Genomic DNA, 11,634 nt, shown 5'->3' with positions numbered 1-11,634 from the left:
CTGTCACGACATTCCCCAGCTCCACCGGGAACTGGTCGAGCGCGGATTCACCGGCAGCGTCCAGTGCCTCCGCCGCTACTTCCGCGCCTTCAGACCTCCCCGCCAACCAGGACGAAAGCAGCAGCCGGTGTCCCGGCCGCAGCCCAGGCCGGCCCCGAAGCCCCGACGTATCGTCCGCTGGATCATGACGAACCCCCAGCACCTCGCGGCCGCCGATGCCGCGGAACTGAAGGAGATCCGTACGGCCTGTCCTCACCTCGACGCCGTCACACGGCACGTCCACGACTTCGCCGAGATGCTCCACCACCTCCGCGGAGACCAGCTTCCCGACTGGATGGAGCGAGTCCTTGCCGACGACCTACCAGCCCTCCACTCGCTGGTCAGCGGCCTGCGACGCGACTTCGACGCCGTCACCGCAGGACTCTCCACGCCATGGAGCTCCGGCCAGGTCGAGGGCCACGTCACCCGCGTCAAGCTCATCAAGCGCATGGCCTACGGCCGAGCCAACCTCGACCTCCTACGCCAACGCGTACTCCTCGGCCCATAACCCTGCGACATCACAATCCCCAGCAAAGCCCGATTTTGCCCCAAGTGCCCGTCTGGTTGGAGCTGGTGACTCGTCTAGTCAGAGGTCGACGCGATGCTCTGCAGCCGATGGGTCATCGACGGAGCCGTAGCGCAGGACGACGTGCGCTGGCCGGAACGGCAGGTCGTTCAGGATGGGTGTCATGACAGCGAAAAGTGCGTCGGCGTCCGGTCCGTAGGCGTAGAGGACGACCTTGCCTCCTCCGTACTCGTTTCCGTCGAACTCGCCGACGTCAGCTTGCTCGATCGCCTCGGTCAGCAGGGACTGAGCCTGGCGGACGGCCTCCCGTTGGCGCGGATCGCCAAGGCCGGCGTCAGCCAGTCGGTAGTGAGCGATGACGGCATGCTCAACGTCGGTTTCTGCTTCGCCTGTGTCTGCCATGCGGGAAACGTTCTCATCCCGGACCGACATCCTCGCTGGGCTGGCCCTCCGGGACGCGGTTCTAGGAACCAAACCTCGACCTCCTACGCCAACGCGTACTCCTCGCCCCGTGACCCTGCGGCATCACAAGATCCCCGACAGAGCCTGTATTTCCCCATCGCGAGCGTCAACTTCCCCGCCCAGACGTTCGACCCGTCGTCACACCATCGTGGTCGTTTCTCGACCGACCGGGGGTGAGGCGAGGTCCGGCTGATCAGTCCCAGTCGGACGCCAGCTGGTCGACTCGGCCGCCTTTGTGGGGTGTGGGGATGTAGTCGCGAGCACCGACAGGCAGCGCGGCAACACACGCCGCCGAGCAAGCGTTGACCAGCAGGGGTAGTACGTCAGTGGCCACGGGCAGTGAGATCCACACCTGATGGAGTCCGCTCAGTTCGATCGGGCGGTCGCAGACACTGCAGCTGTGGGTGACGGTGGTGCCCCACCGTCGGGGATCCAGGTTTCCCGGATCGAGGTCCGCAACGGAGTCCGGGGAAGGCTGTAGCCGCGGGAACGGCGGTCGCAGCTTGTAGTTGCCGAACAACGCGCGCGTGCTCACCGTGCTGCGAGTCAGCTTTCGGCACCGGGTGATCTCGTAAGGGAACCAGTGCAGCCGGTAGGAGGTGTAGGGGGTGAACTCCTCCAGGCTTGTCATGGCCCCGATCTCGGGCGGGATCCGGACCAGATTGCTGCCGTAGAGCACGAGGTGCTTGACCGCCGTCAGCTGGGCGATGCTCGGTGGCAGGGTGATAATCTGCCGCCGCTCTTCCGGGCCGAGCCCGGTCAGGGGGCGAAACTCTTCGCGCCCGTCGGCGGCGGCCTCGTCGATCAGCTCCAGCAGGTGGCGCCAGCCCGAAGCTGAGGTGTCCTGCCGCTCGGCGTGGAATCCGACTCGAGCTCGCGGATGCGGCCTGGACTGGTCGAAGCACGTGCACGCGTCCTGGCGGGGACCCCGCCGCTCCAAGGCCGGGTCCGATGTGTCGCCCCAGCGGTTCAGATTAAACCCCGGCTCTGCCTCGTCCGTCATGGCGCCAAGATACGGAGGTTGCTGCAGGCCGTCTCAGGATTATCCGGGCGGGAGCACAGACGACACCCATCGTCGTGCTCGAACGTTTGGCTGGCGAACCTGATGCTGCTGATGGGGAATTACGTGGAGTTCCACACAGCCGCCGTCTGCGAGCGAGAGATGGCCGTGGTGACCTGGGTCGACTGAGCAACTGCATGCGAGTCAGGGCCTGGACGCGGCATGCCCACGGATTTGCCCGCGGCATGGGGATCGGGCACGGGATGCCAGTAACGGTGACCTCATCGCGGCCGTTGCCCACGGCTGGTTCTGGGAGATGGCGTCGCCCTGCCGGAGAAGCTGCCCGTCGCCTCGTGTCAGCCGTCCTGGCCCAAGGTACGCAAGCGGTCAGCAATGTCGTAGACGGTGAGCCGCAGAGCGCGGATGTCGGTGATCAGGTCCCGCCACGGCTCGAAAGAGTCGTCGATCTCTTGCCCGGAGGCCCGGATGTACGCGACGGCCACGCCGTACCCGAAGTAAGCGTTGCGAGCCGGCAACGGGCGCAGCAGGACCAGCTGCTCAAGCAGGGCGGCGGCCCGCCAGTAGGCGTCGGGCTCGCCCATCTCAAGCTGCGGTGTGTTCACCCGGTGACGGGCGACGGCTGCCGCCAGGGCCGAGTAGTCCCGCACCCCGAGTTCCTTGCCAAGCAGCTCTTCCTGTCGGTCGAGGAGCCACCGGATGTCGATATGCAGTTCCAAGGGTCAGGCCGCCCGCCCCGCGGTGTTGCGCCGGGCTGGGGCGTCGTCGGGGAAGGCCTCGTCGAACGCCTCGGCCAGGCCGGGCCGAGCGATGATCTCCCGGAACTCGGCCGTCGCCTTGCTCAGCTTGATCTGGTTCTCTTCCTCTATGGCCAGCTCGGCCAGGTAGGCACGCACGCTCTGTCCGCGGGCTGCGGCGACCGCAGCGAACCGGTCCCTGGTCTCGGAGTCGACCTTGACGGTGGTATCAGCCATACCTCGAGTATGCACCCATGGGTACCTTCGCGAATACCTGTCCCGGAAGGCGGCCGCTTTCCGGTCAGGGCGCCTCGCCAAGCATCCCGGGCGTCAGGTCGCCGCGCACGCGTCGGACGCGCGGACGGTGGCGATATCGGCCGAACTCCAGCCGCGGCTGGTCAACCTCGATCTCGACGACGACCTCCGGCTTGACCGGCCGGAAGTGCACCGGATCGGCGCCGGGGAGCCCGCCCACCGTGCCCGGCAGCTCGCGCATCTCTTCGCCGGCCGCGCGCAAGAGCGGCGCCACGGCCAGGCGGACCTGTTGAGCGAGCGGCAGGCTGACGCCAACCGCCCGCATGCGGCCGCCCGTTGGGCGGCCCAGCACGAGGGCCTGGGTCGCCGGTGTCCTGCCGGTCACTCCGATGATCACGGCCTCGGTGGTGTGGCGCTCGCGCCACTTCACCCAGCCCGAGGCCAGGCCAGCAGCGTACGGTGCATCGGTCCGCTTGCCCACCAGGCCTTCCACGCCGGCGAGCGCTCCGACCCATTTGAGGGCTTGCCCACGGTCCTCGGTGGCCGGCACCGCGCGCAGCGTTGCCGGGCCGCCCTCGAGGAGGCGAAGCAGCTCAGTGCGGCGCTCGCTGTACGGGCGGGGCCGCCAGTCGGTGTCGCCGACGGCGAGGGCGTCGAAGAGGGCGACGTGGACCGTGAAGTCGGCGCCGCGCCGTGGGCCGCGGCGGCCGGCCCGGCTCTGCAGCCGGTCAAAAGCCACGCCGGATCCGTCGTTGAGGACCGCGACGAGCTCACCATCGAGGACGGCGTCCGGCAGGCCGGCGGCAGCGTCTGCGACGTCGGAGAACTGGCGGGACAAGTCGGTGCCGTGCCGGCTCCATACCCGTCGGGTCGCGGTATGGATCTGGCACCTCCAGCCGTCCCACTTCACCTCGAGCATCCAGCCCGGCGACTCGGGGACGGCAGTGACTGCGCGAGCCAGAGCGAGCGGGGCGGGCAGAGCGAAGGGCGGCACCGGAACCTCCTGCGGGGTCTTCAGCGTAGGTCGGCATGACCCTCTACGTGTCCCCGACCTGCGAGGCTGCCTAGACGTACGGTGGAAAGATGTCGAGGAAGCCGAGCTACTTCGAGGCGGAGGACATCGTCCAGCCGGTGTTCCTCAGTATCCGGGTGGCCCCTTCAGCGGCGGCGTAGTTCCTCTGCCCAGGTGCGGAGCTGGTCTTCGAGGGTGAGGTTGTCGCCGCGGGCCACGGTCTGGAGCAGTTGGGCGCATACGGTCGCTTCGGCGGCGAGGCCGGCCGGACTGCCCAGGATGGGGAAGGCGTCGCGGACGCGGGCGGCGGTGTCCGGCTGGAGCAGCGAGTAGGCATAGAGCATGGCGGCGTCAAATCCCTTGGGAGCCAGGCCCCAGCCCTCCCAGTCCAAGATCCGCAGGGGCGCGCAGAGGTTTGCCCAGTGCACGTCAGCATGGGCGGTGGTCCAGCAGTGCGCGGCCGGGGCCGGGATGCCGACGAACTCGGGAATGGCCCGTTCCATGTACTGCTGTCGTACGGCGACGCGGTCGGTGTTGACGGCCGCTACCTTCTCCAGCGCCCCGGTCAGGTCGGCCCACCAAGAGTCCGGCAGCCGGAGGTCGTGCTGGAGGACCGGGTCGTCGGACAGGACCGGCTGGTCAACGCGGGCCGACAGTTCCGCCCGGTAGGCGGTGCCGTCGTCGACGGCGTCGTGCACACCCAGGAGCGCGGGCCGGTGCCCATCAAGGTCGGCGAAGACGTGCTGTGCATCCAGGGCGCCGTCCCACAGCTTTCCCGACGCCTTGTCCTCCGGCGCGGACACCAGCCGCAGCCAGACCGGTCGGCCGTCGGCGGCGGCGCGGGCCGGGGCGCCCAGCGTGCGCCCGGCCCAACCCCAGAACTCCCCGCCCAGCTCCACATGGACGGCCAGGGCCTTCGCGGCATCGGCGTGATGGGCGCGCATGCGCTGCTCGGTGTCCGGGTCAGGGGGAGGCGAGTACACCAGTGATCTCCCGCAACTGGTCGGCGGTCAGGCAGGGTTGAGCGACCGCTTCGGCCGCCTCTCTCCAGTGTGGCGCACTCGAGGTGGCCAGAAGGACGTCCGTCACTCCTGGGCATGACGCCACGGCCAGGACGCACGCCTGTGCGGGGGTCAGGCCTGGCCTGATGAGGTCGGCGAGCTCCTGGTCGACGATGTTGGGGAGTTCACCGCCGTGCAGCGGCGCGGAGGTCATCACCCGCAGCCCTGCCGCGGCGGCGGCCGGGAGAGGCCCGCGGCCTTCCAGGGACTGCGTGATCGGCGTCATCATCACCAGGCTCACTGGCAGCTGGACCGCGGCCATGTGGTGCTGTCCGCCGGCGGCTTCGGCGGCCAGGGCGAGCAGTTCCCCCACCGTGAACGCGTCTTCCTCCAGGCCCGCCCAGGTGGCGACCCCGTACCCGGCTACGTGTCCGGCCGCCGCCTCCTCTTCCAGGACCTCGAACGCGTCCCGAATTGCGTGGTGGAGCGCGCGGCGGTCGCCGCAGTGGGCGCGCTCAGGGTTGTGCAGCAGGACCAGGTCCAGTTGCTCACGTCCGAGCTGGTCGCGGTTGCGGCTGGCCTGCCAGCGCACGTAGCCGGGGGCGAGGCTGTGCCTGGCGGCGGCCTGGTTCTCGGTGAGGACCCCGGCGTTCACGGCGTCGGTGCCGGTGGCCGCGGTGAAGAAGCCGGCTTTGGTGGAGATCCGCAGGGCCGGGTGGGCGGCCAGGGCTGGGGCCAGGAGGGTCTGTGCCTGGCCGGTGGCGTAGTTGGGGGCGGTGTCGATCCACTGCGCGCCGGAGGCGGCCGCACGGGCGGCCGCCTCCGGGATTGCCTGGCACCGGTAGGTGCCCAGAGCGAGTCGTGTCGTCACAGCAGGCTCCCCACCGTCGCGGCCTGCCCGGCAACGAGCTCCTGGACCAGCCCGGCGACGTCCTCCGCAGCTAGGCCGGCCGCATCGGCGAGCGCGGACAGATCGAGGGTGCGGCCGTCGACCAGCGGGCGCAGCACCGCCTCAGCTGCGGGCGCGAACTCGTACACGGTGCCGGCGGCGGACAGCGTCACGGCGTCCTCCCCCGTCTCCAGGACGGCGCGGGCGGTGGTCAGCCGCACCCGCAGATGCGGGTTGGCCGGGATGCCGTCGATGTACGGCAGGCTCGGCACCATCCTGCCGACGGCCTGGCCGTCCATCGCCGCCCGGTAGCGGGCGATCAGCGTCGGGTCATCCAGCAGTTCGGCGAGCCGCTTGCGCATCGTGTCCACGGCGTCGGCCTGGACGTCCGGCGCGGCGAGCAGGGGTAGCTCGCGCCTCCAGTCCTCGTGCGTGAGCAGCTGCTCGGACACCCACGCCATCAGGTCGGTCGCGGTGTGGGTCTGCAAGCCGCAGGTGACGTGCAGGGAGCGCACGCCCTGGTCGGCACAGACCGCGTGCCATACGCCGCGCGGCACGTACAGCACGTCCCCGGGCTGCAGAACCAGATCAGCGATCGGTTCGGTGGGTGCCTCGCCGGGGTCCTCGATGTCGCGGTACAGCGGGAACGGGCGGGTGGTGCCGTAGATCCGCCACCGCTTCGCAGTGCCCGGCCGGTGCGCAGACATGTGACGAGTTCCCGCTTGAGCGCGCCACGGCCTTCGATGAACAGCGCTTGGTAGATCGCTTCGTGGCTGATGCGCATGGACTCATCATCGGGGAACTCTGCACGAAGCCGGTGCGAGATCTGTTCCGGACTCCAGGCCGTCGCCCATCGCCTGTCCTGCCGATGCGGCTTGTTCAACCCCTTCCAGGCGCGCGTCTCAGGCCCGGTGACGATCGTGCCGTCGGGTCGCTGGACACTGCCTGCGAGCCGATCCTGCACGTACTCGCGCAACCTGTCGCTGCCCGCGAGCTTCACGGTCTTCGGACGCTTCGCGGCCTGCTGCGCTTTCCACTGCGCCACCAGGGCCCGGTAGACCGACTTGCCGCTCCGGGTTGCCGCGTTGCGGCGCAGTTCGCGTGAGATCGTGCCCGCGTCGCGTCCGATCCTGCGGGCGATCTCGCGCACGCCGAGCTCCTGGGCGCGCAGCAGCGCGATCTCCTCACGCTCAGCGAACGACAGGTACCGGCCCGAGGGCTCTTCCAGGCTCAGCGGCGTCATACCGCCAGCGTGTCGAAACCACCGGATCCCGACCGGTGCCGACACGCCGACCCTCTCGGCGGCCTGGACCGTAGTGATCCCCGACGCGATCAGGCGCCAGAACTTCCGTTGCACAGCGCGCGACGGCTCCGGGCGGCCGGGTGAGCGCATCGGCGCCCGCATCGCAATCCGCGGCCCACTGGCGTCGCGCCCCGGTCGGCACCTGCCGCCTCAGCTTCCTCGGTCGTCCCATCCAACACCTCCGTGATCAAGGTGTTGCGACGATAAGTTGAATTCGCCCTGTTTGGCGTGGTCACTCTGACCGAAAAGCCCCGACACGGTTCCCCTCGGACCACATAGCACGATCTTGGTGGCAGGACCCTCGGGGCGATCGTCCATGAGGGGGCCGATAGCAATACCTCGGTGCTCAACGTGAAGTGCCTCCGATCAGCTCGGCTGGAGTGGGCAAAATGTGCGCACCTGGTCCAGATGCGCCGTCCCGGTGCACAGGAACCCCCGACAGGTCGACGTCGGCGAGAACCAGATGCACCGCGTCCACGCCTGAGGCCATCCGCACCGTGTGGTCGGGTGTGCCGGCAAGAAGGCAAAAGGCTTCGGCGGGGAGACAGAAGGCTGTCTCCCCGCCGAAGGCGCAAAGGTCACCGGAGATCGGTGACGCGTGATCCTCCCTTACGCGGTCGATCGCGCATAGATCTCGGCCGGCTTCGGGAATTCAACCGCTGGCGCCAGCCGCAGCTCCCCGGAATCGTAGTAGTAATGCAGACCGAAACTGCCAGGCGTCGATCCGCACTGCCCTGCCGCGAAATTGACAGAAACCCACTTGCTGCCACCTGCGGGCACAGTGTCCACGCCCCAGGAGAACGAGCACTCCGGCTTGGTGTCGGACTTCTCCAGCAGATTGCTCAGCTGGAGCTGTGCGCCTGCGGATATGGTTCCCGTTCCGCCCTTCTCGAAAGTGATCCAGTCTCCTCCGGGATTGCTCCAGAAGCCGACGATCTGGCCTTCAGTGGGGACGGGAAAATCCTCTTCCTTTCCGCAGGCGGACCCTCCGGTGACGAGGACCGCGGAGATACCGACGGCGAGAAGTGCCCGCCAGCTCCTCTTAGTACGGCACATGGATTTCCTCAGTCCAGTTAATGGAGACGTCGATGTCCGTCTGACCTTCGGGCCAGATCTTGTACGCGCCACTCGAGATTGCCTTCATGAGCCCGTTGGAGCTGCCATTCTCGTACCCGTCCTTCGAGAGATCGCGCGTGGCCGAGGTTACGTTCATGGAGTTGGAGATCGTCACCTTCACCCGTCCGACCAGCGCTCCGTTGTCCCACTCTGAATCTGTCCTGGGCGGCTCGCAGGCCACTCCGAGCAGTTCGTAGCGGAGATTGTAGGAACCGAGCGCCATGCTTGCAGGGCTGGCCCCGTAGATTCCCTCGGTGAAGAACCCGGAGAGGTCCGTGAAGCCCTCCCACTTCTTCTCCCAGTCGCTGCGCTCGGCGTGTGACTTGTCGAATGTTCCCTTATCCGTGTACACGCCGTCCTTGATCAGGCCCTGCATCTTGCGAACGAAGGATCTGAAGTGATCCTCCGTGCGCAACTGCCGGACGAACTCACCGTCCGGGGGCAGGGTGACCTCGGGGGGTCCGCCCTTCGCCCAGAGCAGCACCAGATCCTGGGCGGAGAGGTCCATGGCCTGGTTCTTCTTGCCCTCCTTTCGCTCCGGCTCCGGATTCGGCCCCTTCTTGAAGGTCGGCTTCTTGAAGACGGCGACGTTGACCGAGGTCGTCCGGCCGGCGCGGGTGTTCACCGTCGCGCTGATGTACGTGTTGGACACGCCGGGGACCTTGGTCGTGTAGGTCTGGGTGGTGTTATAGACCCAGGTCCCGTTCGGGCCCATCGTCATGTAGTCGTGGTACGTGCCGCCGTTGCCGTCGCTGCATCCGCGCTCGCAGTCCGTGATGGGCCGCAGACCGGTCGGGTCGGCCTTGGTGACGGGGGTGTTGTTGGCATAGGCGTAGCCGTTCATGGACTCGTGGTCCTCGGGGACCAGAACGGGGTCGACGGAGAGGAACCGTCCGGTGACCGGGTCGTACTCACGGGCGCCGACGTGGATCAGGCCGGTGCCGGAGTCGACGGGCTTGCCGAGGAAGCCCTTGTCGTCGGGCCACATCGATGGTGTCGCGCCGCGGCTCTCGCCGAAGGGCTTGCTGTAGCGGCGGGTGACGGCCTGGGTGGTGGCATCGACGGCCATCGAGGCGGTGCCGTGGTGGTCGTCGATCATCCAGGTCAGACTGGTCTCCGTCCGCACGGCGGTGACGTCACCGGCCGCGTAGTAGCGCTGGGCGGTGAACTTCTTGGCCCCCGTGTCGTAGTGGAGTTCCTGGCCGGCCAGGTAGAGGACGGTCTTGCCGGGGCCGCGACGGATCAGGAGATCGCCGTTGGCGTCGTACAGGTAGTCGGTGGCTTTGGTGCCCTCCGTGAGGCGGACGAGCTCTCCCTCGATGTCCCAGGTGAGGCTTTGCGCGACACCGGTGGTGCCGTGCCGCTTGGTGGTGTTGCCCTGTTCGTCATACGTCAGGGACTTGGCCGCGCCGCCGTTGACCGTGAGCGAGGTCAGGGTGTGTGGCTGGCCGCCGCCGGTGGCGTTGACGGCCGGGTAGCCGTACGCCGTCGTGGTGTTACCGGTGGCCTTGTGCTCGGTCTGGGTGTCGCGCAGGCCGCCGGGCTTGTAGGTCCAGCTGGTCCAGTACGGCGCCGGGCCGCCGAGGGCGGTCGCCGAGCGGGCGGTGGCGCAGTCGTTGGACGACGGGGTCCATGCTTGGGTCAGGCGGCGGTAGCCGTCGTAGGCGAAGCACTGGGTGTCCTTGCCGTTGGCCTTGTCGGTGATGGACTTGACGTTGCCGGTGGCGTCGTAGAGGTAGTCGACGTCGCTGGTGTATCCGGTGTTGGTCTGGTCGACGGTGTGGGTGTTCGCCAGGCGGCGGGTGCCGTCCTCGTAGTGGTTCAGGATCTGGAGCTGCTTGGCACCGGTGGAGGTGCCGAGGCGGGTCTCTTCGATCTCGCCGTACGGGGAGTAGCCGATGTTCTGGACGTAGTCGGTCATGCCGTCGGTGCCGGTCAGCATGCCGAGGCCGTTGTAGCTGTTGGTGACGGTTTCGGCGGGCAGGCCGGCCACAGCGGGCATCGAGGTGGACTGGACGGTGCCGTCGATGTTGTAGGTCGTGGAGGTGGTGAAGCTCTGCGGCGCGCCGCCGTCGGCGACCAGGGCGTCGGTGGCGGCGATGACGGTCTTGGCGCCCTTGGGGCGGCCAAGGCTGTCGTATCCGGTGACGGCCTGGGAGTAGATCTTGCCGGTGGTGCCGCCGACATACCGGATGGCTGCGGTCACCTGTCCCTTGGCGAGGGAGTCGTAGGTGAACTTGGTCAGCTGGTGGGCGTTGTCCTTCACGCCGTCCCAGGTGCCGATTTTGCGGCCGAGCTCGTCGTAGTCGGTGATCAGCGTGCGGGTGACTTGCTCCAGGGTCGTCGTGGTGGTGATTGGCTGGTCGGCGTCGTTGTAGGTGGTGGTGACGGTGCCCTTGTCGGGATCGGTGGACGTGGTCTTGCGACCGCGCAGGTCGTAGCCGTACGACCAGACGGCATTGTCCGGACCCGTCATCTTCGTCAGCCGCCCGGAACGGTCGTGATCGAAGAGGGTGCGGGTGTAGTCCGTGCCGGTCGGGACGGGGCCGCCGTACTCACGGCGCTCGACGATCCGGCCGCGGGCGTCGGTGATGCTCAGGGTGCCGGTGCCACCCGCGGCGGCCGTGACGGCCGTGCGGTCGCCCTGGTGCTCGGTCCTGGTGCGCCATTTCTCCTGGTCGTAGACCCGGAAGATCGACTCGGTGGCGCGGCCGGCGGCGTCGTGGACCGTCTCGGTGGAGGCGGGCACGGAGCCGGGGAAGGTGTTGGCCAGGATGCCCGAGGGGGCGAGGTTGTCGTGGACCTGGGTATTCGACATGTACGCCAGGCCGCGGTCGTCATACAGCGTCTCGGAGATCACCCGGCCGCCGTTCGGCGTGGGGACCTGCTTCTGGCGCGGGCGCAGGAGCGAGTCGAAGATCTCGTACGAGCTGTTGTAGGTCGTTCCGTCAGCCTTGAGGGCGTCGGTGCGGACCCAGGTCTCCTTGTCGTTGTTGATGCTGTAGGCGTAGACCAGGGTGGCTGCGTCGCCAAGCGCGCGGGAGCGGTCCGGCTTCCAGACCGAGCGCACACGGCCGAGCGCGTCCAGGGACCACTCAGTGACGTTGCCGTTGGCGTCGGTGGTCTTGGTGGCCGTGCTCCACGCCGGGTCCACCACGGTGGTGGAGGAGTACAGCTTGGGGTCAGTGATTCCTAATGCGGTCTGTCAAGCCGCGTGCGCGGTGGGTGGCATGAGTTCGTAGGTCCGTCCGTCGCGGAGGAGGGCCCAGAGGACGT

The 11,634-nt window shown here is 68.1% G+C and carries 10 protein-coding genes and 2 pseudogenes; 1 reads left to right on the top strand and 11 read right to left on the bottom strand.

What is annotated here, in order from left to right:
* The coding region (locus tag ACFYW5_RS37260; protein WP_389421586.1) for a transposase at nt 1-547 on the top strand (547 nt) is incomplete at its 5' end.
* 78 nt (nt 548-625) lie between these two features.
* On the opposite strand, the gene ACFYW5_RS37255 is transcribed toward ACFYW5_RS37260, so the two are convergent.
* The 11 genes and pseudogenes from ACFYW5_RS37255 to ACFYW5_RS37205 all read right to left on the bottom strand — a co-directional run.
* A complete protein-coding gene (locus ACFYW5_RS37255; protein WP_389421585.1) occupies nt 626-967 on the bottom strand; it encodes a hypothetical protein in 342 nt (113 codons plus the stop codon).
* 253 nt (nt 968-1,220) lie between these two features.
* Nucleotides 1,221-2,030: a leucine-rich repeat domain-containing protein gene (locus tag ACFYW5_RS37250; protein WP_389421584.1), complete on the bottom strand. Its 810-nt coding sequence runs from the start codon at nt 2,028-2,030 to the stop codon at nt 1,221-1,223.
* Nucleotides 2,031-2,383: 353 nt separating this feature from the next.
* Complete coding sequence (locus ACFYW5_RS37245) at nt 2,384-2,764, bottom strand: toxin Doc (RefSeq protein WP_389421583.1); 381 nt, start codon at nt 2,762-2,764, stop codon at nt 2,384-2,386.
* A 3-nt stretch (nt 2,765-2,767) separates the two neighbouring features.
* Entirely contained in the window at nt 2,768-3,019 is a 252-nt protein-coding gene (locus tag ACFYW5_RS37240) for an antitoxin MazE7 (protein ID WP_389421582.1), read from the bottom strand.
* A 64-nt stretch (nt 3,020-3,083) separates the two neighbouring features.
* The gene (locus ACFYW5_RS37235; protein WP_389421581.1) at nt 3,084-4,031 is read right to left on the bottom strand and encodes an ATP-dependent DNA ligase; all 948 of its coding nucleotides are present in this window, start codon (nt 4,029-4,031) and stop codon (nt 3,084-3,086) included.
* Nucleotides 4,032-4,195: 164 nt separating this feature from the next.
* Nucleotides 4,196-5,032, bottom strand: coding sequence for a hypothetical protein (locus ACFYW5_RS37230; protein WP_389421580.1), 837 nt, complete (start codon nt 5,030-5,032; stop codon nt 4,196-4,198).
* The gene (locus ACFYW5_RS37225) at nt 5,013-5,921 is read right to left on the bottom strand and encodes an aldo/keto reductase (RefSeq protein WP_389421579.1); all 909 of its coding nucleotides are present in this window, start codon (nt 5,919-5,921) and stop codon (nt 5,013-5,015) included. Before ACFYW5_RS37225 ends, ACFYW5_RS37230 begins: the two co-directional genes overlap by 20 nt.
* A complete protein-coding gene (locus ACFYW5_RS37220; RefSeq protein ID WP_389421578.1) occupies nt 5,918-6,646 on the bottom strand; it encodes a JmjC domain-containing protein in 729 nt (242 codons plus the stop codon). The genes ACFYW5_RS37225 and ACFYW5_RS37220 overlap by 4 nt, the downstream gene beginning before the upstream one ends.
* Nucleotides 6,580-7,182: pseudogene (locus tag ACFYW5_RS37215) on the bottom strand (transposase); the annotation flags it as partial. The pseudogene ACFYW5_RS37215 and the gene ACFYW5_RS37220, both read right to left, overlap by 67 nt.
* A 669-nt stretch (nt 7,183-7,851) precedes the next feature.
* Entirely contained in the window at nt 7,852-8,298 is a 447-nt protein-coding gene (locus tag ACFYW5_RS37210) for a hypothetical protein (RefSeq protein ID WP_389421577.1), read from the bottom strand.
* Nucleotides 8,285-11,542: pseudogene (locus tag ACFYW5_RS37205) on the bottom strand (RHS repeat domain-containing protein); the annotation flags it as partial. The gene ACFYW5_RS37210 and the pseudogene ACFYW5_RS37205, both read right to left, overlap by 14 nt.
* Nucleotides 11,543-11,634: the final 92 nt, after the last annotated feature.

Origin of the sequence: Streptomyces sp. NPDC002779 (genome assembly GCF_042888685.1) — a bacterium.
Taxonomy (GTDB): Bacteria; Actinomycetota; Actinomycetes; order Streptomycetales; family Streptomycetaceae; genus Streptomyces.
The sequence above is the reverse complement of the archived record's forward strand: the minus strand, read 5'-3'. Positions and strand labels throughout refer to the sequence as shown.